Origin of the sequence: Arthrobacter sp. AQ5-05 (genome assembly GCF_003287975.1) — a bacterium.
Classification (GTDB): domain Bacteria; phylum Actinomycetota; class Actinomycetes; order Actinomycetales; family Micrococcaceae; genus Paeniglutamicibacter.
Map to the genome: position 1 here is coordinate 1 of NZ_QMKQ01000007.1, position 20,647 is coordinate 20,647.

Consider the following 20,647-nt stretch of genomic DNA (forward strand, 5'->3'; position numbering starts at 1 on the left):
TCAGTGCCCGCCGGCCAGGGCACCGGGTGTGGTCGTCATGCTGGTGCCGCCAACGAACCTTGGTGCACGGCTGCCGTCATCGTCACCCACCCTGACTAACCATCACCAAACAATGCGACGCTCAACAGTAACCAGTCCCGCAAGGCGAAGGCGAGCGGGCAACGTTGGAGATGTGGCTCATTCCCGATGGGTGGAACGCAGAAGCTCAGGCGTCGGGAAGAAGGCGGCCTACTCCAATTGAGGTACGTCGACGGCTCCCCAGTCGTGCTTCTTCACTTTAGTGCCGTCACGGAATCACGTTACGGACAGATCGGATGGATACGAATTAGTGACGATCTGATAGGGAGAAAGGATCCATGGGCAGCGTCGGTTGCCCACGATCAGGTTGGAGCAGCTGACGACGTCTGAGTGAGGACTTCCTTGAGGTCTGATCTATGAAGCTGCGTCTGGTCCACGCGGGCCCGCCAGCCCTGTCCTCATGGCCAATCAACGGCGCAAGCGTCGAATGGACATGACCAATGCGACGGCGCTGATGATCAAGACGAAACCGCAAACGATGAGAAGCCAACCCGGTACTGGGGCAAAGGTGGCCAGAAGCAAAGGCGTCGCTGCAAGACCCAACCAAATCACAGCGAGCGTCGCGATTACCACCAGGGCGACGCGGTTAGCGCGACTACCCTTCGTCGTAGCTGGCGCCGGGTTCATTTCAAGCTCCTGGCTAACAATCTCCACCGGAGAGCCTAGCTGCCTCAGTGCTATAGAAACAGCTTCCGGTGCAGCAACTTCAGGAAGCAGCGCAGAGATATGGGAAAGTATCTCTGCGCGGAGGGTTACTCGTCGAGATTTAGGAAGAGCCTTGGCTTGCTCATCGAAGAGTGACATGTACTTCTTTACAGACGGGTTGTTTTCGAAGTTGCTCATTTGGGTTCCTCGTCGGTAGTTTTCGTTGGCAGTGCTTTGAGCAGGGTTGCTACGGATTGGGTGAACTGTCCCCAGTCACTTTTGAAGGTTTCTGCTTCTTCCCGTCCGGTTTGGGTGATCTGGTAGTAGCGTTTGGGCCGTTCATCGCTTTCAACTTCCCATTGGCTTGTCACGAATCCGCTTTCTTGCAGTCGATTTAGCAGCGGGTAGATAGTGCCTTGACTGGTCAGTAGGCCGCCTACCGCATCGAGTTCTCTGACGAGTTGCAGTCCGTAGCGGGGGCCGCTGCATAGCAATACGAGAATGCATGGTCCGATCACTCCTCGCCGGAGTTGAGTACTTGCAGTGTTATTTGCCATGCGTTAAAAGATACCTTGCGTCGCAAGACTATGGCAATCGCCAAGGAGGGGTGATCATTGTTTTCACTAGTGACCTGCCCGTGGTTGTGCCAGCTCAAGGTGTACGGACTTCTGATCTCGGCCAGTGACTGATGCTGACTTGCGCATAGTCAGGGACGATCGTTGATGCAGTCCCGAATAACGGTTGGTCGACGGGGCCGTCAGAACCAATGTGATGGATTTGAGATCGCGCATTGATGGCGTTCCACAAGTGAACCGAACACACACTACGCTCGGACGTAGCAAGACCTATACCTGGCATAGATAGCAGAATGAATGATTTCGATGCGCAAAAGGCTCCAGTGATTCTTGTACGAATCTGGGAGCGAGGATCCTGAGGGCGAGGAGTGCTAACCGGGACACACCGCGGCCGGACATAGCATGTCGAGAAACGGTCATTTGGCGACATCCCGAACCTATCGGCGACACGCCGCGGAAACCCTGTCGGAAACCCGTGCCGGACCTCAACGTCGTCAAACCATGCAGCACCGGTATTACCGACACATGTTGATCGGATACGCGCGGGTCTCCACCGCGGACCAAAACCCTGACCACCAAACGGATGACCTGGCCCGCGCCGGTGTCGAACCGGCAAACATCTACCTCGACCAGGCCAGCGGTGCCAAGGCCAGCAGGCCCGAGCTCGACAAGGCCCTCGCCTCGGCCAACCGCGCCGGCGACCAGCTGCTCATCACCCGTCTGGACAGGCTCGGACGCTCGGTGCTCCACCTGGTGACCCTCGGTGCGGCCCTCCGGGAGCGTGGTGTGGGATTACGTGTCCTTGAGCAGGGCATCGACACCACGACCGCGGAAGGACGTGCGATGTTCGGAATGCTCTCCGTCCTGGCCGAACTCCAACGAGAACTCATCGTCGCCAACACCCGCGACGGACTCGCCGCCGCCCGCGCCCACGCCCGCGGGCGAACAGGAGGAAGACGCCCGAAGCTCTCCCCCGACCAAGCCCAGCACGCCCAGCAGCTCTACGACGCGGGGACCCATACGGTCCAACGCATCGCCGACCTCCTCCAGGTCCCGCGCTCCACCATCTACGGGCACCTCAACAAGGCAAGCATCGGACGGCGCCCCACCGCCAAAGCGACCCTGGAGGCTTAGCCCTCAATCCGTCCCCATTACTACCAAGACCCCGGAACCTGGACGCATTGGTTCGCAGGGTGGTGGCGCGGGGCGTGCCCTTGCGCATGGATGCGCTAGTTGGCGTCGGCGGAAGCCAGGCCCTGGTGGAAGACCCCTCCGGTAACCGTGTCGGGCTCTTTGAAGCGCTTGGCTGAGGCTGGCTGGACGCCGTTCCCGGGGCGCCGGAGGGGCACCTGAACCGCGCCCAGGGACGGCACCGCCGGCCGCGCGGTACATGGAAGCCGGTTCGCGGGCGCTCCCCCGGGGTTGTCACGGGCGGCAAACGCGCCACGGCAACCGGAACGGCCCGCGGCCACCGCGGGATCTCCCGGTTGCGGCCGCCCAGCGCCCCGTAGGCGCCCTGGAACTACCTCAGGGTGGTGTAGCGCGGGCTGCGGCTTCCCTGCCGCTCCAACGGCACGAAGAGCTTGTAGCGGTCCGAGCGGTAGAGCGAGACCGAATAGTCCACCAGCCCCTCCCCCACGAAGGCATACCGGGTGATGCGCAACAGCGGGAACCCGACATCAACCTGCAGCAGCCCGGCCTGCTCGCTGGTGGCCGCGGTGCTTTCGATCTGGTCCTCGCCCCACTCCAGGATCAGGTTGTAGCGTTCGTGCAGCGACTGGTAGAGGGAAATCGGCGGCGGGTCGTTCAGGAAACCGGGCACCAGCTCGCTGGGCATGAAATTCTCATCCAGGCTCATCGGCTTGCCATCAGCCAGCAGCAGGCGGCTGAAGCGGATCACCGGGGCGCCCTCGTCGATCTCCATGTGTCGCGACAGCGTGCCGGAGGCGGGAACCTCCTCGAAGCGCAGCACGTGCGCATCGGGCACCATGCCGCGGCGCACCATTTCCTCGCTGTAGGAGTTGAGCCGAACCTGCAGGTCGACCTTGGGGTGCGCGACGAAGGTCCCAACCCCGACGACGCGCTTGAGGACCTGGTCCTCGACCAGGGAGTCGATGGCCTGGCGCAGGGTCTTGCGCGCAACCTTGAATCCCTCGGCCAGCTCGCGTTCGGGCGGGAGCCGGTAGCCGGGTTGGCAGACGGTCTTGGCATGGTTGCGAAGGATCTCTCGGATCTGCCGGTACTTGCCGAGCGGAGAATCCGGGTCCAAGGCGCCCTGGACCTTTGGCTGCGGCGCGTAGGGTTTCACTTTTGCTCCATCGTCCTCGGGCCGTCTCCCGGCCCGTTCTGATTCCATTCTCGCGCATCCGGGCCCTGGGCTTAAACGCCGGAAGCGGTGTTCCGATTCCCCTCACGGGGAATCGGAACACCGCTTCCGATGATTTGGCGTGCGTGCGCCAGGCCCGTGTTAGTGGGCGTGGTTGCCGCGGCTGAACTCGTAGACCCAGCCAACGAGGCCGATGACCGTGAAGCCGACCCCGATGAACAGGACCCAGAAGCCCACGGCCAGGCCGAGGAAGCCGACTGCGGCACCGGTGCCGAGGATCAACGGCCACCAGCTCCACGGAGCGAACAGGCCAATGGCTCCCGCGTTCTCGTGGATGTCGCCGTCAACGCGGTCCTCGGGACGAGCACCGACCCGACGCGATGTGTGCAGCAGGTACCAACCGACCATGAGCGTCATGCCCACGAGCATGAACGTTGCCAGTACGCCGACCGGCTCCTTCCACTCGGTCATGATCCCGTAGACGATTCCCACCGGCAGGAAGAAGAAGACGCCGCCGAGGAAGAGCCAAGATTCTACTTTCATCTCTACTTGTCCTTCTGGTCTGCCGGGCCGAAGATCTTGGCCACCGAGGAATCCGGGGTCGAGCGTGCGCTCAGTTCCGGGTGGTGGAGGTCAAGAGCCGGGCGCTCGGAACGGATGCGCGGAATCGAGTGGAAGTTGTGGCGCGGCGGCGGGCAGGAGGTTGCCCACTCCAGCGATGCACCGAAGCCCCATGGATCGTCCACGGTGACCTTCTTCGCGTGGCGGTGCGTGGTCCAAACGTTCCAGAAGAACGGGATCATTGACATGCCCAGGATGAAGGCGAACACGGTGGAGAACTGGTTCATGGTGGTGAACCCGTCTTCGGGCATGTAGTCCGCGTAGCGACGCGGCATGCCGATGACGCCCAGCCAGTGCTGGATCAGGAAGGTGCCGTGGAAGCCCACGAACAGCATCCAGAAGTGGATCTTGCCCAGGCGCTCGTTGAGCATCTTGCCGGTCCACTTGGGCCACCAGAAGTAGAATCCGGCGAACATGGCGAACACGACGGTTCCGAAGACCACGTAGTGGAAGTGCGCCACCACGAAGTAGGTGTCCGAGACGTGGAAGTCCAGCGGCGGGGCCGCCAGGATGACGCCGGTCAGGCCGCCGAAGAGGAAGGTCACCATGAAACCGATGCTCCAGAGCATCGGGGTCTCGAAGGTGATCGATCCCCGCCAAAGGGTGCCGATCCAGTTGAAGAACTTCACGCCGGTGGGCACCGCGATCAGCATCGTCATGAAGCCGAAGAACGGTAGCATGACCTGGCCGGTGGCGTACATGTGGTGCGCCCACACCGATACGGACAGTGCCGCAATCGAGATGGTCGCGAAGATCAGTCCCTTGTAGCCGAAGATCGGCTTGCGGGAGAACACCGGGAAGATCTCCGAAACGATGCCGAAGAACGGCAGCGCAATGATGTAGACCTCGGGGTGTCCGAAGAACCAGAACAGGTGCTGCCACAGCATCGGGCCGCCGGCTTCGGGATCGAAGACGTGTGCGCCGAAGCGGCGGTCCGCACCCAGTGCGAACAGCGCGGCTGCCAGCGGCGGGAAGGCCATCAGGATCAGGATCGCGGTGATCAGCGTGTTCCAGGTGAAGATCGACATGCGCCACATGGTCATGCCAGGGGCACGCAGGCAGATGATCGTGGTGATGAAGTTGACTGCGCCCAGGATGGTGCCGAAGCCCGACAGTGCCAGGCCGAAGACCCAGAGGTCACCACCGACGCCGGGGCTGAAGGTGGTGTTCGACAGCGGAGCGTAGGCGAACCAGCCGAAGGAGGCTGCGCCCTGCGGGGTGAGGTAACCGGCCAACGCGATGGTCGAGCCGAAGGAGAAGAACCAGAAGGCCAGGGCATTCAGTCGCGGGAAGGCCACGTCCGGTGCGCCGATCTGCAGCGGCATCATCACGTTGGCGAACCCGGCGAAGAGCGGGGTTGCGAACATCAACAGCATGATGGTGCCGTGCATGGTGAACAGCTGGTTGTACTGCTCCTTGGTCTGCAGGATCTGCATGCCCGGTTCAAACAGCTCGGCGCGGATGACCAAGGCCATCACACCGCCGATGCAGAAGAACACGAAGGAGGAAATCAGGTACATGTACCCGATGGTCTTGTGGTCCGTGGAGGTGATCCAGTTGACGAAGATCCGTCCCTTGGAGATCGGAACCACGCGAGGCGCAAGTGTTTTGGCCTCGTCTGTAGCGTATTCATAGGTAGTCACGACGGATTACTTTCCTTCCGAGGTGTGGGCCGAAACCTGGTTGACCTCGCCCGGCTTGCGGTCTTGGTCTTCACCGATGTGGCCATCCTTCAGGGTGGCCAGGTGGTTCAGGAATTCGCCCTCGGACACTACCTTCACGTTGAAGAGCATCTCGGAGTGGTATTCGCCGCAGAGCTCAGCGCACTTGCCGTCGAACTGTCCTTCGACCTGTGGGGTGAGGTAGATGTAGTTGGTGTGGCCCGGGAACATGTCCATCTTCTGCAGGAATGCAGGAACCCAGAACGAGTGGATGACATCACGGCTGTTCAGCTCTAGCGTGACGGTCTTGCCCACGGGTAGGACCAAGGTCGGAAGCTCGGCCTTGCGGCCTTCTGCGCCGGTCAGGTGGGCCTGAACGGTCGCGTCGTACTTTTCCTGGCCCTTGTAGCTGTAGTTGTAGTCCCATGCCCACTGCTTGGCACGGACATCGACCACGAGCTCGGAATCCACGGGGGCGTTGATGGCCTTTTCGGTGTGGTCGGAGAACGTAAAGAACGTCAAGACCATTACGAGAGGCACAGCCGTGTAGAAAATTTCGATGGGCAAGTTATAGCTGAGCTGGCGCGGGTAGCCAGTGTCATTCTTGCGACGGCGGTAGGCAATGATGCACCAAAGCATCAGGCCCCACGTCAGGATACCGATCAGAAGTACGGTAATCCACGTGTTGACCCAGAGATCCTGGATCATACCGGTGTGGTTGGTGGTGTCACGTTCGACGTTTGGGAGCCAACCTCGCTGGACTTCCGCTGAACATCCCGTCAACAACAACGCGCCGGAGCCGGCAATAGCCAAGACTTTGGCTACGCCTTTCCGGCGGCTGCTGGTTCGGTCTTGCGAACTCACAGACGGCCCTTCCTCTTTGTTGGTGCTGAATGAGTCTTCGACGCCCAGCGGCCGGACTCAAGTGAATCAACGCTGATGAGGTCGAAGAAAACCATAGTTTTACTACTTATCGTAGAGCTTACCCTCTCGGGCACGCGAATGCCGACCAAAACACCGCCCAGGGACGAAGATGTCTCAACGTTTGGGCGGTGCATTTGGTTCCGACTTAGTGGAAGGAATCTCCACAGGCGCAAGAGCCTCCGGCGGCCGGATTGTCGATGGTGAAGCCCTGCTTGGAAATCGTGTCTTCGAAGTCGATCGAAGCCCCGTCCAGGTAGGGAACGCTCATCTTGTCCACGACAACTTCAACGCCGTCGTAGTCCTTCACCGCGTCGCCTTCAAGCAGGCGCTCGTCGAAGTAGAGCTGGTAAATCAGGCCCGAGCATCCCCCTGGCTGAACGGCGACGCGCAACCGAAGATCGGTGCGGCCTTCCTGTTCAAGCAGTGAACGGACCTTTTCTGCTGCGACCTCCGAAAGCTTGACCTCGTGGCTCGGAAGCTCGGTCGGGTCTGCGGTGGTCTCATTGGCTGCAGTTGTCATGCGTGATCCTCCATATACTGCTCACTTGGGCTACGCCTCAAGCGCGGCCCCTCACCTTCCAATGATACGGCGTTGCCGCAAATGCTGTCGCGGCACCACCGGTCGGGCCTCAGAGCCCGTGGTTGTTCAAGCGTGCCAAGAGCAACGCCTCAGCCAAAATTGCATGACGGAAATCGCCCAGGTGCAGCGACTCATTGGCCGAGTGCGCCCGCGAGTCGGGGTCTTCCACGCCGGTGACCAGGATCTGTGCGGCCGGGAAGACCTCCAGCAGGTCCGAGATGAACGGGATGGAGCCGCCGATGCCGGTTTCCACGGCGGGGACGCCCCAGGCCTCCCCCAGTGCCCACAGGCTCGCCTGCGCCGCCGGGGCCGAGGTGTCGGTGGCAAAGGACTGCCCGGCCTCGTCCGACTCGAAGGTGACCTGCGCCCCGCCCAGGTCCTGGGACATGATGTGCGCGCGCACCGCCTCGGTGGCGGCCTCCGGGTCCTGGCCCGGTGCCACGCGCAGGCTCAGCTTGAAGCGCGTGGAGGGCAGCAGGGTGTTGGAGGAAACCGCAACGGAGGGGATGTCCATGCCGATGATGGAAAGTGCCGGCTTGTTCCACAGGCGGTCGGCGATGTTCCCGCTGCCGGCCAGCCTCACCGAATCCAGCACCGAGGAGTCCGCGCGGAACGAGTCTTCGGGGTAGTCGACGACGGCGTTGTCGTTGGCGACCAGCCCCTCGATCGCGACATTTCCCTGGGCGTCGTGGAAGGTGGAGATCAGGCGTGCCGCAACGGTCGGCGCATCGAGCACCGGGCCGCCGAACATGCCCGAGTGCACGGCGTGGCCCAGGGTGCGGACCTCGACCACTCCCCCGACCATGCCGCGCAGCGAGGTGGTCAGTGCCGGGACCCCGACCTTCCAGTTCGAGGAGTCGGCCACGACGATGACATCCGCCTCGAGTCGGTCGCGGTGGGTCTCGAGGAAGCGGCGGAAGCTCGGTGACCCTGCTTCCTCCTCCCCCTCCAGGAAGAACGTCACGCCCAGGCCGAAGTCGGCGACGGTGTCCAGCACCGCGCGCAGTGCGGCAACGTGCACCATGATGCCGGCCTTGTCGTCGGCGGCGCCGCGCCCATAGAGCCTCCCGTCGATCTCGGTCGCTTCGAAGGGCTTGGTGTTCCACAGCTCCTCGTCGCCCGGGGGCTGCACGTCGTGGTGCGCGTAGAGAAGGATGGTGGGTTTGCCGTCGACGGCCGGGCGGTTGGCCACGATGGCCGGGCCGCCCATCGCGCCGGTGGCGGTGGGCACGCGCAGGATGTCGACCTGCTCCATGCCGGCAGCGCGAACCAACTGCGCCACGGCCTCGGCGCTGCGGTCAAGCTGGTTCGGGTCAAACGATTCCCAGGCAATGCCGGGGATCGCCACCAGGCTGCCCAGTTCGGTGACAATTCGGTCGAAGTCTTTCTCGACGTGGGTGCTCAATGCATCGCGGTCCACGCCGAAGGACGCCGGGTCGGCGGTGTTCTTGGTAGTCATAGGAGAAAGCGTACAACCGCACCGTGTGGCCGATGCCGGCGGCTTGCCGGTCGCAAGCTAGACTGGCAAGGTGTTTGGACGCAAGAAAGATACGGCAGCTTCCGCGGAAGCGCCCACAGATGAGACCACAAAGCCCGCAGGCAAGAATGCCCCTACCCCGAAGCGCAGCGTGCAGCAGGCGCAGAACCAGCGACCGCTGGTTCCCACCGACCGCAAGCTTGCGCGCGCGGCCGAGCGCGCCCAGCGCCTCGAGGCGCAGAACCGCATGCGGTTGGCCAACGAGACCGGCGACGAACGCTTCATGGCCGCCCGCGACCAGGGCCCGCAGAAGCGCTTTGCCCGCGACTTCGTGGACCGCCGCTTCATGGTCGGCGAATACCTGATGTTCGCGGTGTTCGCCTTCCTGATCGTTTCGCTGAGCCTCTCGAAGTTCCCGCAGGTGACGGTCTACGTGACCTTTGCCCTGTGGATCCTGGTCGGTCTGGTTGCCATCGATTCGTTCATCATGTCCCGGATGCTGAAGAAGGCGCTGGTTGCGCGCTTCGGTTCGGTCGAGCGCGGCGTGATGTACTACGCCATCATGCGCGGCATGCAGTTCCGCAAGATGCGCCTGCCCAAGCCGCAGGTCCGCCGTGGCGAGGCCCCGCGCTAAAGATACGCACCAGCGTTCAGGAAACCACACCCCGGCGTGTGGCGCCCGGCCAGGAACCCCGTTTCCGGCCCGGCGCCACACGCCTTTTTGCTGCCCCGGATTGGCACCCGGCTTCCCTGTTGCGGCGAATGAGCCGCACATTCCAACCGGCCCTCCACGGTTGACGGCCTAATCGCTGGCCGGATGTTGGCCGGCGCGTCCGTCCCGGGGCGGCGATGCGCAAACCCAGCCGCAGGCCCTGTTCCGGTCTCACCGTTCGCGGTGGACCTCTTCGCGCACCCGCCCGGATCGGTCAGCGGCGCACCCGAAAGCGCAGGTGAAGGACCCGGTTGCCGTGGATCGCCAGGTCGGGATCCTCCAACAGGTGCTGTGCGTGGAAAGACCCCACGTAGCGCTTGCCGGACCCGAACACGACGGGTGCGACGTCCATGCGCACCTCGTCGAGCAGGCCCGCGGCAAGCACCTGGCCGTCGACGAAGTGAAACGGCGCCTCGGGGTCCCAGCCCGCAGGTCTGGGCCGGTGCGTGGCCACAACCACGTTCTCGACCCCGCCCGGAGGCGTCCCGTCCCAGCCCTCCGTCGTGTCAAAGACGTGCCGGACGACAATTGTCGCCCCGATCCGGTCCCAGTACGCCCGGGTGTAGTCGGAGGACGCCCGGGACACCTTCAACACGCCGCTCTGGTCCAACGGGACCTCACCGCCGGCCAACCAGTCGAACAGCACTCCGGGCTGGTCCGCATTGTCCATAATGAAGCCGTCCACCGACACCGAGCCGTACCTGACCACGTTGCCCACGGTGCGCTCCTTGGCTTTGGGGTGCACCATTTCAGCAGCCGTTCATGGTTGGGGATGTGGCGGGTGGGCGATGCCGGGGCGTTGACGCCGCGGCCCGTTGCACCGATGGTTCGGTGCCACGGGCCCGCGGGGATGTTGTGTTGGGTGCTACTTCCTGGCCAGCGACCTGCCGCGTGCCTGTGCCTCGGCGAGGGCCTTGTTGATGCCGCGGACCCAGAACGGGCCCTCGTAGAGGAACGCGGTGTAGCCCTGGACCAGGTCGGCACCGGCCTCGAGCCTCTCCATCACGTCTTCCGCGGTGCTTACCCCGCCCACCGAGATGACCGCCATGTCAGCGGGGAGCTTCTCGCGCAGCACCTTGAGCACCGCGAGCGAGCGGGCCTTCAGCGGGGCCCCGCTCAGTCCCCCGGCACCCATCTCGGCGACCTTGAACGCGTCGCTGGTCAGCGGTTCGCGGGCAATGGTGGTGTTGGTGGCGATGATGCCGTCCAGCGAGAGCTCGGTGGCCAGGGTGGCGACGTCCTCGATGTCCGCGTCATTCAGGTCCGGGGCGATCTTCACCAGCAGCGGCACGTGGCGGCCGGCAACCCGGTCGGCCTCGGCACCCACGGCCTGCAGCAGCGGCCGCAGCGTCTCCACGCCCTGGAGCAGGCGCAGCCCCGGGGTGTTGGGCGAAGACACGTTGACCACCAGGTAGTCGGCGTGGACGGCCAGTTCGCGGGTGGAGACGAGGTAGTCCTCGACGGCGTCATCGAGCTCGACGACCTTGGTCTTGCCGATGTTCACGCCGATCACCGGACGTTGCGCGCCGTAGCGGCCGGCCAGGGCCAGGCGTGCGGCGCGGATGCGCGGGGCCACCGCGTGCGCCCCGTCGTTGTTGAATCCCATGCGGTTGATGACGGCCTTGTCCTCGACCAGGCGGAAGAGCCGCGGTTTCTCGTTGCCGCTCTGTGCGGCGCCGGTGATGGTACCGACCTCCACGTGGCCGAAGCCCAAATCCGCCAGGGCCGGGATGCCGGCGCCTTCCTTGTCGAATCCTGCGGCCAGGCCGAAGGGCGAGGGAAAGTCGATGCCCATCACGGTGCGGCGCAGCGACGGGTCGGGGGCACACGGTTTCCGGTAGATGCCCGAGACCCCGAGCTTCTCTGCCAGCCGCAGTGCGTCGAAGGAAAAGTGGTGGGCTTTTTCCGGGTCCATCTTCGTGAAAACGAGCCGGAAAATCGTGGGGTAGATGCGCATGGTTCCCAGTCTTCCCGGTGTCAGGGCCGCAAACAACTTCAAGTTCGTTATGCTCGACACATGTCCCATGCCTCCTCGCCCGGTACCGGCCGGGCACTTGGTCCGGAGAACGATCCCACCGCGACCTGGCCCGAGTACAGCGTGACGACCGCACCCGGCACCTGGCAACCGGACATCCTCGGTGCGGGGTACAGCTACACCACGCTGCCGCTTGGCTCCGACGCCGAGGGCGAGTTGTGCGCCACGCTGGTGCGCCACATCCCCGACTCCAGGGGCCCGGCACACGCAAGATCTGCATCCCGGGCACCGCTGGGTTTCCGGCTGGGCAACGTGCTGCGCCGGCTGTTCGGGCAAGACCCCGCGTCTACGGTGCGGGCACGCACCGCGGGGCCCGCGGGCCGGAACCCGGTCGGGTTCGTGCTGGCGCTGCACGGTTGGAGCGACTACTTCTACAACACCGAGCTGGCCGGCTACTGGAGCGATCGCGGGTACGCGTTCTACGCCCTGGATTTCCGCCGCTACGGGCGCAGCCTCCGGGCCCACCACCTGAACCCCGGCTTCACCGCAAACCTCGGCGAATACGACCAGGACCTTGCCGCGGCCCTGGAAATGATCCGGTCGCTGGAGGGACCGGAGCTGCCGGGTATCTGCGTGGCCCACTCCACCGGCGGCCTGGTGGCCAGCCTCTGGGCCAACCGCCACCCCGGGGAGTTCACCGCCCTGGTGCTCAACAGCCCGTGGCTGGAGATGCAGGGCAGCTACCTGGTCCGCTACGCCGCCCAGGGCGTCGTCGAACCGATCGCCAGGCTGCGCCCGCGGGCCAAGCTGCACCTGCCGGAGCTGGACAACTACTGGCGCTCGCTGTCCAGGCTGGCGAGTGGCTCCTGGGACCTGCACCCGGTGTGGCGCCCGGCGATCTCGTTCCCGGTGACCGCCGGTTGGATCACCGCGGTGATGGCCGGGCACCGGGAGGTGGCCCGCGGGCTGGACATCGGGATCCCGGTGCTGGTGCTGACGTCCAAGTCGACGCACCTGTCCACGGGCTTTGACGAGTCGATGCTGCACCACGACACCGTCATCGAGGTCCAGGTGGTGCGGGAGCGTTCGGTGCGGCTGGGGCCGCAGGTCTCCAACGCGGTCATCGACGGGGCCATGCACGACGTGTTTTCCTCGCTGCCCGGCCCGCGGGCCGCCGCCTATGCGGCGATCGACCGCTGGGGAAGCGGGTACATGCCGGGGCACGGCGTGCGCGCCGTGTCGGAGGAACGCCCGGCGGGCTAGGTGACGGCCGGGGCCGCGGGCTTGTCCACCGCTGCGCCGTAGCGGCGGTCGCGGCTGGCGTATTCGCGCACCGCCTCCCACAGCGTGGTGCGGTCCACGTCGGGCCACAGCTCGTCGATGAACACCATCTCGGCGTAGGCGGACTGCCAGAGCAGGAAGTTGGAGGTGCGTTGCTCGCCGCTGGTGCGCAGGAACAGGTCGACATCCGGCATCTCGGGTTCGTCAAGGTGCCTGGCCACGGTCTTCTCGGTGATCTGCGAAGGCCTCAGGGTTCCGGCGGCGACCTGTTCGGCGATGGCCTTCACGGCATCGGCGATTTCCGCCCGGCCCCCGTAGTTCACGCACATGGTCAGCTGGCAGGTCTGGTTTGAGGCGGTGAGTTCCTCGGCGGCCTTGAGCTCGTTGACCACCGAGCGCCAGAGCCGCGGTTCGCGCCCGGCCCAGCGGATCCGCACGCCCCAGCCGTCCAGGGTGTTGCGTTGGCGGCGCAGCACATCGCGGGAGAAGCCCATCAGGAAGCGGACTTCCTCGGGGCTGCGCTTCCAGTTTTCGGTGGAGAACGCGTAGACCGAGACATACTTGATGCCCATCTGCACGGCCCCGGCCATCACGTCCAGCAGTGCGGCCTCACCGGCACGGTGGCCCTCGGTGCGGGGCAGCCCGCGCGCGTTGGCCCAGCGGCCGTTGCCGTCCATCACGATCGCCACGTGCTGCGGGATGAGCTCGGGCCTGATGTCCGGCATCGGGGCGTCGCCCGGGCGGGAGGCCGGGACTCCGGGTCCGGGCTTGCCGGTGATCTTGGGGGGTTTGCTCATTGTCGCTCCACGAGTTTGAGGGATTTGACGGCTCGTTCAAGGTGCCATTGGAGGTAGTTGGCCGTGATGGCCCCGGCCTGGCCGCGGGTGGGTGCGTCGGCGGCGTCCACGGTTTCCCAAGCGCCCTCCAGCAGCGCGGCGAGCAGCGTGATGGTGGCCGGGGACGGGGACATCGATCCGGCGGGCCGGCAGTCGTGGCAGACCACCCCGCCCAGCGGCACGTTGATGGCCTGGTGCGGGCCCACCGCCCCGCAGCGCACGCAATGGGTGAAGCTCGGCGCCCAGCCCGCCGCGGCCAGGGCACGCAGCAGGTAGGAGTCCAGCACGGTGCCCGGTTCGTGCCCGCCGCGGGCCAGGGTGGCCAGGGCGCCGTGCAGCAGCCGGTACTGCGCGCCGATGGAATCGGCCTCGGAGTCGGTCAGCCGCTCGGCGGTCTCCAGCATCGCCGCGCCGGCGGTGTAGGCGGAGTAGTCGGCCACGAGCGCCTGGCCGTAGGGATGGCGCAGCTGCGCCTGGAGGATGGTGTGCAGCGAGCGGCCTGCAACGATCTGCGCCTCGACCTCCATGAAGGGCTCAAGGGTGGCCCCCAGCTTGGAGCTGGTGCGCCGCACGCCCTTGGCCACCGCGCGCACCACCCCGAGCTCGGGGCTCAGCAGCGTGATGATCCGGTCCGCCTCGCCCAGTTTGTGGGTGCGCAGGACAATGCCGCGGGTGCGGTAGCTCTTGGCTGCGAAAGATGAACGTGACACATATACATGATCCCAGACAAAGCCGGCCCCGGGCGCGCACGACGGTGTGTCCGTGTGCACGCCCGGGGCCGGCGTGGCCGATGGCGCCTAGGCCAGGTCGCGCACCGCGCGGTTGACCGCGGAGATCACTGCCTTGAGCGAGGACATGGTGGTGTTGGTGTCAACGCCCACGCCCCAGAGCACGCGCTCGCCCACGGCTGCCTCGACGTATGCGGCCGCAGCGGCGTTGCCGCCCTCGGACAGGGCGTGCTCGGTGAAGTCCAGCACGCGCACGTCCACGCCCTCGTTGCCCAGGATGTTCACCAGGGCGTTGATCGGGCCGTTGCCGGCAGCGGTGCGGCGGTGCGGCACACCGTCGATGACCAGCGTGGTGGTCAGCTCGAAGCTTCCGTCCTCGGCGGTGTCCGCGGTGGCCGAGCCGAGCTTGAAGCGGCCCCACGGTTCGTGGTCCGAGCCCTCGGTGACCGGCAGGTACTCGTCCTGGAACACGTTCCAGATCGCGGCCGAGGAGATTTCCCCGCCCTCGCCGTCGGTCTTGCGCTGGATGACCCCGGAGAACTCGATCTGTGCGCGGCGCGGCAGATCCAGCGAGTGCTCGCTCTTGAGCAGGTAGGCGACCCCGCCCTTGCCGGACTGCGAGTTCACGCGGATCACGGCCTCGTAGGAGCGTCCGATGTCCTTCGGGTCGATCGGCAGGTACGGCACGCCCCAGGTGATCTCGTCGATGGTCTTGCCGGCGGCCGTGGCCTCGGCCTCCATGGACTCGAAGCCCTTCTTGATGGCGTCCTGGTGGGAGCCGGAGAAGGCGGTGAAGACCAGGTCCCCGCCGTAGGGGGAGCGTTCCGGGACGGGCAGCTGGTTGCAGTATTCGACGGTGCGGCGGATCTCGTCCATGTCGGAGAAGTCGATCATCGGGTCGATGCCCTGGCCGAAGAGGTTCATGCCCAGGGTCACCAAATCGACGTTGCCGGTGCGTTCGCCATTGCCGAAGAGGCAGCCCTCGATGCGGTCGGCGCCGGCCAGGTAGCCCAGCTCGGCGGCGGCGACGCCGGTGCCGCGGTCGTTGTGCGGGTGCAGGGACAGCACGATGGAGTCGCGGTTGGCCAGGTTGCGGTGCATCCACTCGATGGAGTCGGCATACACGTTGGGGGTGGCCATTTCCACGGTTGCCGGCAGGTTCAGGATCATCTTGTTTTCCGGGGAGGCCTCGAGGACCTCGGCAACGGCGTCGGAGATGCGCTTGGCGAATTCCAGCTCGGTTCCGGTGAAGGATTCCGGGGAGTATTCGTAGGTGATCTTGGTGCCGACCAGCTGCTCCTCGTACTTCTTGCACAGCCGGGCCCCGGTCAGCGCGATGTCGACGATGCCGTCCTGGTCCTGGTTGAAGACCACGCGGCGCTGCAGCACCGAGGTGGAGTTGTACAGGTGCACGATGGCCTGCTTGGCACCCTCGAGCGCCTCGTAGGTGCGCTCGATGAGGTGTTCGCGGGACTGGGTGAGAACCTGGATGGTCACGTCGTCCGGGATGCCGCGCTCGATGAGCTGGCGGACGAAGTCGAAGTCGGTCTGCGAGGCCGAGGGGAATCCGACCTCGATCTCCTTGAATCCCATCTTCACGAGCAGGTCAAACATCTTGTGCTTGCGCTCGGGGCTCATCGGGTCGATCAAGGCCTGGTTGCCGTCACGCAGGTCGACGGCGCACCAGCGCGGGGCGGCGGTGATGTACTTGTCCGGCCAGGTGCGGTCGGGCAGCGAGACGTTGATCTGGTCCTGGAACGGCACATATTTGTGGATGGGCATTCCGGAGGGCTTTTGCATGTTTTGCATTTCTTGTGGGCCTTTTCCTTGGTGGTGCGAAAGTGGGCCGGGACAGTGGGTGACTCCGCAGCGAGGGGTCGGCCGAAGGACGCGTTAGAGTCCTGTTTGGGTCTCGCCGCGGCGGCTTAGTAGAAGTAGTCCGAAATGCACAAGATCACCATAACATCGACCTCCACCCCTCCATGAAGCAGGTCACCTAATTGTTGCAGGTGCGTGTCACATAGCAATGGGTGCCCCGTAAAAACCGGGACACCCATTGCGGCCAGGTCGCCGGTGCGGCTAGAAGCCGAGCTTGCCCAGCTGCTTGGGGTCGCGCTGCCACTCCTTGGCGATCTTCACGTGCAGGTCAAGGTAGACCCGCGTGCCCAGCAGCGCCTCGATGCCCTTGCGCGAGCGGGTTCCCACGTCGCGCAGGCGTGCCCCGCCCTTGCCGATGATGATGGCCTTCTGGCTGGGGCGCTCCACATAGAGGTTTACCCGAACATCCAGCAGCGGGCTGTCCTCGGGGCGCCCCTCGCGCGGCACCATCTCCTCCACGACCACGGCCAGGGAGTGCGGAAGCTCGTCGCGCACGCCCTCCAGGGCCGCCTCGCGGATCAGCTCGGAGACCATCTTCGCCTCCGGCTCGTCGGTCAGTTCCCCGTCCGGGTACAGCGGCGGGGACAGCGGCATCTGCTTGACCAGCACGTCGGCGACCTCGGAGACCTGGAAGTCCTTGGTGGCCGAAACCGGGACGACGGCGGCCCAGCCGCCTTCGCCCAGGGTGTCGACCCCGAGCTGGGTGACCGCGAGCAGCTGGGCCATCAGCGCGGCCCGGTCCACGGTGTCGGCCTTGGTCACGATCGCGACGATGGGCTTCTTCTGCAGCTGCGCTAGCTGGGTGGCGATGAACCTGTCGCCCGGGCCGATCTTTTCGTTGGCCGGCAGGCAGAAGCCGATGGCGTCGACCTCGGAGAGCGTGTCGGCGACCAGGTCGTTGAGGCGCTGGCCCAGCAGGGTGCGCGGGCGGTGCAGGCCCGGGGTGTCGACCAGGATCAGCTGGGCGTCCTCGCGGTGCACGATGCCGCGGATGGTGTGCCTGGTGGTCTGCGGCTTCGCCGAGGTGATGGCGACCTTCTGGCCGACCAGCGCGTTGGTCAGCGTCGATTTGCCCGCGTTCGGGCGGCCCACGAAGGAGGTGAACCCGGCGCGGAAGTCCTCGGGCCAGCCTCCGGTGGGCAGCATCTGTGGCTTCTTGATGTTCCGGCTCATGATTGCTCCTTGTGATGCCCTGCATCCTTGTCGGCGACGTGTTCGCCGGTCTTGGTTTGTTCTTCTGCCTTGCGCACCAGGATCTTGCCGATCCGGTTGCGCCGTCCGCTCAATGAGAGGACCTTCATCTCGATGCCCTCGAAGCTGGCGTGCGATCCGAGCACCGGCACCGATTCCAGCACCTTGCCCAGCAGCCCGCCCACCGAGTCGACCTCGTCTTCCTCGATGTCGATGTCGAAGAGCTCGCCGAGTTCGTCGATGGAGGTGTGGGCGCGCACCACGAAGCTGCCGTCGCCCAGGTCCTCGATCTCGATCTTGGCCCGGTCGTACTCGTCGTCGATCTCCCCGACGATTTCCTCGATGAGGTCCTCGAGGGTGACCAGTCCGGCGGTGCCGCCGTACTCGTCGATGACGATGGCCATGTGGGTGGATTCCTGTTGCAGCTCGGGCAGCAGCTCGGCCACGGACTTGGATTCCGGGACGTAGCGGGTCTTGCGGGCCAGGTCCTCGACCTTGTCGGTCGAGTCCGGGCTCAGGTGCAGCCTGTAGGCCACGTCCTTGAGGTAGACGATGCCGAAGATGTCATCGGCGTCCTCCCCGATCACCGGGACACGCGAGCAGCCCGAGGCCAGGAACAGGTCCATGGCCGCGTTCAGGTCCGAGCCCTTGTCGATGGTCTTCATCTCGGTGCGCGGCACCATCACCGAGCGGACGTAGGTGTCTTCCAGATCGAAGACGGAGTTGATGATTTCCGCCGCCTCGTCCTCCAGCTCGTCGCCTTCGGTGGCCCGGTCCACCAGGTCGCGCAGTCGTTCCTTGGACAGGAAGCCCTCGTCCTCGGCGACCGAGCGCGGGCTCATGGCCTTGCCGATGCCCACCAGCCAGGCCGGGATCGGGCCCAGGACCACGCGCAGGAAACGGACCAGCGGCGCGGTGTGGCGCACCACCGATTCGGCGTGGGAGCGTCCGTAGCGCCGCGGGGATACCCCGACCAGCACGAAGCTCACCGCGGCCATGCTGACGGTGGCCAGCAGGCCGACGACCCAGATGTTCTCCAGCAGGTCGTGGTAGAAAAGTGCGACCGCGACGGCGGAAGCGGTCTCGAACCAGATGCGCCAGAAGCGCACGGCGTGGGTGTGGCTCAGCGATTCGGCGAGGATGTTGCTCAGGTGCTTCTGGGCGAACTCGCTGCGCAGCGCCTCGGCCTGCTGGCGCGAGAGGTAGAGGTAGGCCGACTCGGCGGCGGTGAGCATGGCGGCACTGAGGATGAACACCAATGCACAGATCGCGAGAATGATCGCGGTCACTAGTCCATCGTCTCCCGGGGTGCGGGGCGGCCCAGGAATCCTTCGAGCAGTGCCCGCTGCAGGGAGAACATGACTTCTTTTTCATCGGGCTCGGCGTGGTCGAAGCCCAAGAGGTGCAGCATGCCGTGGGTGGCCAGCAGCAGGATCTCGTCCTCCACCGAATGTCCCCCGGTGTTGGCCTGGACGGTGGCGACCTGCGGGCAGATCACGATGTCCCCGAGCATCCCGGCCGCGGCGGGCGAGCCGGGGGCGCCGGGGCGCAGCTCGTCCATGGGGAAGCTCATCACGTCGGTGGGGCCCTCGAGGTCCATCCATTCCACGTGCAGCGCGCTCATCGGCTCCTCGTCGAGCAGGATGATCGACACGTCGGTTTCCGGATGCACGTACAGTTCGGCGAGGATGTGGCGTCCCAGCGAGCTGATGCGCTCCAGGTCCGCGGCAATCGCGGACTCGTTGTTGACCTCTACGCTCATGGGGCGTGCTCCTGGTATACGGGCGCTGTGCCCGGCTGTTTCGTTTCTGTGGGGTGTTCGGGGTTCCGTCCGCCGCCGGCGCGGCGCCTGGCTCGGGCCTTGGAACGGTTGAAGTTGGGGTCCTGGCGCACGGTCCAGCGCTCGTAGGCACCCACGATCGCGCCGACCAGGCGGTGGCGGACCACATCGGTGGCGTCGAGTTCGCAGAAGGCGATGTCGTCGACGCCCTCGAGGATCTCGGTGACAACGCGCAGCCCGGACTTCGTGCCGCCGGGAAGGTCGACCTGGGTGATGTCGCCGGTGACCACGATCTTGGAGCCGAAGCCCAGCCGGGTGAGGAACATCTTCATCTGTTCGGGCGTGGTGTTTTGCGCCTCGTCCAGGATGATGAACGCGTCGTTGAGCGTGCGTCCGCGCATGTAGGCCAGCGGGGCGACCTCGATGGTGCCGGCGGCCAACAGCCTGGGCATCGAATCCGGCTCGATCATGTCGTGCAGCGCGTCGTAGAGCGGGCGCAGGTACGGATCGATCTTGTCGGTGAGGGTTCCGGGCAAAAAGCCCAGCTTCTCCCCCGCCTCGACGGCCGGGCGGGTCAGGATGATGCGGCTGACCTCCTTGGCCTGCAGCGCGGCGACCGCCTTGGCCATGGCCAGGTAGGTCTTGCCGGTGCCCGCGGGCCCGATGCCGAAGATCACGGTGTTGGTGTCGATGGCATCGACGTAGGACTTCTGGTTCACGGTCTTGGGGCGGATGGCCTTGCCGCGGCCCGAGAGGATCTTCAGGCCCAGCACCGATGATCCGTTCTCGGCACCGGAGTTCTCCAGCATGCGCACGAGCTGCTCGATGGTGTGGGCGGAAATGCGGGTGCCGTTGCCGGCCAGCGTGCGGGCCTCGGTGATGACGCGCAAGGCCTTGTGCGCCTGGGTCGCATCCCCGGAAACCCGCAGGTCGTTGCCGCGGGCGTGGAGCTCCACCTGCGGGTAGGCCCCGGTGATCACGCGCAGCAATTCGTCGTGCGCGCCGAGCGTGGCGACCATTTGGTCGGAACTGTCGAATTGGACCAGCGCGTCGGTGCCCCGGGGCCGGTCCTCCTGGCTCACTTGTTGGTCCATACGACTGTTGCAGCCTCCGCATTCCGTGCCGGCGAATGGCGTCCGCGGTCCTTCCGCTGCCATGGTTCCCTGCACTGGCTCAATCCTATCGTGGATGGCCACTCCCCGATCGGTGGCCGGTGCGCCCTCAAAACCGGGCAGGGACGCCGGAACCCGTGGCGGCGGGACGGAAACCCTAGCCCGAAAGGTATCTGAAGCAAATGTGCAACGATTCGGGCACAACTTCGGTTGGCAGATATCAATCACGCAACAGTCCTGCGGATCGACGGGTTTTCCTCCCTACCG

The 20,647-nt window shown here is 65.3% G+C and carries 20 protein-coding genes; 3 read left to right on the forward strand and 17 right to left on the reverse strand.

What is annotated here, in order from left to right:
- Positions 1-486: 486 nt before the first annotated feature.
- Positions 487-921, reverse strand: a complete 435-nt coding sequence (locus DQ353_RS08510; RefSeq protein WP_113762335.1) for a phage holin family protein — start codon at positions 919-921, stop codon at positions 487-489.
- Positions 918-1,280, reverse strand: a complete 363-nt coding sequence (locus DQ353_RS08515) for a PadR family transcriptional regulator (protein ID WP_113762336.1) — start codon at positions 1,278-1,280, stop codon at positions 918-920. The genes DQ353_RS08510 and DQ353_RS08515 overlap by 4 nt, the downstream gene beginning before the upstream one ends.
- A 543-nt stretch (positions 1,281-1,823) precedes the next feature.
- On the opposite strand from DQ353_RS08515, the gene DQ353_RS08520 reads away from it, so the two are divergent.
- The gene (locus DQ353_RS08520) at positions 1,824-2,432 is read left to right on the forward strand and encodes a recombinase family protein (protein ID WP_113762337.1); all 609 of its coding nucleotides are present in this window, start codon (positions 1,824-1,826) and stop codon (positions 2,430-2,432) included.
- Between the two features lie 388 nt (positions 2,433-2,820).
- Here the strand turns inward: DQ353_RS08520 and DQ353_RS08525 are convergent, their stop codons facing one another.
- The 6 genes from DQ353_RS08525 to DQ353_RS08550 form a co-directional block, all read right to left on the reverse strand.
- The gene (locus DQ353_RS08525) at positions 2,821-3,606 is read right to left on the reverse strand and encodes a GntR family transcriptional regulator (protein WP_181578299.1); all 786 of its coding nucleotides are present in this window, start codon (positions 3,604-3,606) and stop codon (positions 2,821-2,823) included.
- A 159-nt stretch (positions 3,607-3,765) separates the two neighbouring features.
- Entirely contained in the window at positions 3,766-4,167 is a 402-nt protein-coding gene (locus DQ353_RS08530) for a cytochrome c oxidase subunit 4 (RefSeq protein ID WP_113762338.1), read from the reverse strand.
- A 2-nt stretch (positions 4,168-4,169) separates the two neighbouring features.
- Positions 4,170-5,888 (reverse strand): aa3-type cytochrome oxidase subunit I, encoded by a 1,719-nt coding sequence (ctaD, locus tag DQ353_RS08535; RefSeq protein ID WP_113762339.1) that lies wholly within the window; start codon positions 5,886-5,888, stop codon positions 4,170-4,172.
- A gap of 6 nt (positions 5,889-5,894) precedes the next feature.
- Entirely contained in the window at positions 5,895-6,770 is an 876-nt protein-coding gene (gene ctaC, locus DQ353_RS08540; RefSeq protein WP_113762340.1) for an aa3-type cytochrome oxidase subunit II, read from the reverse strand.
- A gap of 205 nt (positions 6,771-6,975) precedes the next feature.
- Positions 6,976-7,350: a HesB/IscA family protein gene (locus tag DQ353_RS08545; protein ID WP_113762341.1), complete on the reverse strand. Its 375-nt coding sequence runs from the start codon at positions 7,348-7,350 to the stop codon at positions 6,976-6,978.
- A 109-nt stretch (positions 7,351-7,459) separates the two neighbouring features.
- Entirely contained in the window at positions 7,460-8,869 is a 1,410-nt protein-coding gene (locus DQ353_RS08550) for a dipeptidase (protein WP_113762342.1), read from the reverse strand.
- Positions 8,870-8,939: 70 nt separating this feature from the next.
- Between DQ353_RS08550 and DQ353_RS08555 the strand changes: the two genes are divergently transcribed.
- Positions 8,940-9,521, forward strand: a complete 582-nt coding sequence (locus DQ353_RS08555) for a DUF3043 domain-containing protein (RefSeq protein WP_113762343.1) — start codon at positions 8,940-8,942, stop codon at positions 9,519-9,521.
- A 292-nt stretch (positions 9,522-9,813) separates the two neighbouring features.
- Here DQ353_RS08555 and DQ353_RS08560 read toward each other — a convergent pair whose 3' ends face one another.
- Positions 9,814-10,317 carry a dihydrofolate reductase family protein gene (locus DQ353_RS08560; protein ID WP_113762446.1) on the reverse strand — a complete coding sequence of 168 codons (504 nt, stop codon included), beginning with the start codon at positions 10,315-10,317 and terminating at the stop codon, positions 9,814-9,816.
- Between the two features lie 147 nt (positions 10,318-10,464).
- Complete coding sequence (locus tag DQ353_RS08565) at positions 10,465-11,556, reverse strand: quinone-dependent dihydroorotate dehydrogenase (RefSeq protein ID WP_113762447.1); 1,092 nt, start codon at positions 11,554-11,556, stop codon at positions 10,465-10,467.
- A gap of 60 nt (positions 11,557-11,616) precedes the next feature.
- On the opposite strand from DQ353_RS08565, the gene DQ353_RS08570 reads away from it, so the two are divergent.
- Positions 11,617-12,837 (forward strand): alpha/beta hydrolase, encoded by a 1,221-nt coding sequence (locus DQ353_RS08570; RefSeq protein ID WP_113762344.1) that lies wholly within the window; start codon positions 11,617-11,619, stop codon positions 12,835-12,837.
- On the opposite strand, the gene DQ353_RS08575 is transcribed toward DQ353_RS08570, so the two are convergent.
- From DQ353_RS08575 to DQ353_RS08605, 7 genes are all read right to left on the reverse strand, one after another.
- On the reverse strand, positions 12,834-13,652 hold the full coding sequence (locus DQ353_RS08575) for an isoprenyl transferase (protein WP_113762345.1): 819 nt from the start codon (positions 13,650-13,652) through the stop codon (positions 12,834-12,836). The genes DQ353_RS08570 and DQ353_RS08575 overlap by 4 nt on opposite strands.
- The gene (recO, locus tag DQ353_RS08580; RefSeq protein WP_113762346.1) at positions 13,649-14,401 is read right to left on the reverse strand and encodes a DNA repair protein RecO; all 753 of its coding nucleotides are present in this window, start codon (positions 14,399-14,401) and stop codon (positions 13,649-13,651) included. Before recO ends, DQ353_RS08575 begins: the two co-directional genes overlap by 4 nt.
- 87 nt (positions 14,402-14,488) lie before the next feature.
- Positions 14,489-16,228 (reverse strand): 2-isopropylmalate synthase, encoded by a 1,740-nt coding sequence (leuA, locus tag DQ353_RS08585; protein WP_113762347.1) that lies wholly within the window; start codon positions 16,226-16,228, stop codon positions 14,489-14,491.
- Positions 16,229-16,498: 270 nt separating this feature from the next.
- Positions 16,499-17,470 (reverse strand): GTPase Era, encoded by a 972-nt coding sequence (gene era / locus DQ353_RS08590; protein WP_071215057.1) that lies wholly within the window; start codon positions 17,468-17,470, stop codon positions 16,499-16,501.
- Positions 17,467-18,777, reverse strand: a complete 1,311-nt coding sequence (locus tag DQ353_RS08595) for a hemolysin family protein (RefSeq protein ID WP_113762348.1) — start codon at positions 18,775-18,777, stop codon at positions 17,467-17,469. Before DQ353_RS08595 ends, era begins: the two co-directional genes overlap by 4 nt.
- On the reverse strand, positions 18,777-19,250 hold the full coding sequence (gene ybeY, locus DQ353_RS08600; protein ID WP_113762349.1) for an rRNA maturation RNase YbeY: 474 nt from the start codon (positions 19,248-19,250) through the stop codon (positions 18,777-18,779). The genes DQ353_RS08595 and ybeY overlap by 1 nt, the downstream gene beginning before the upstream one ends.
- On the reverse strand, positions 19,247-20,362 hold the full coding sequence (locus DQ353_RS08605; RefSeq protein WP_113762350.1) for a PhoH family protein: 1,116 nt from the start codon (positions 20,360-20,362) through the stop codon (positions 19,247-19,249). Before DQ353_RS08605 ends, ybeY begins: the two co-directional genes overlap by 4 nt.
- Positions 20,363-20,647 lie beyond the last annotated feature (285 nt).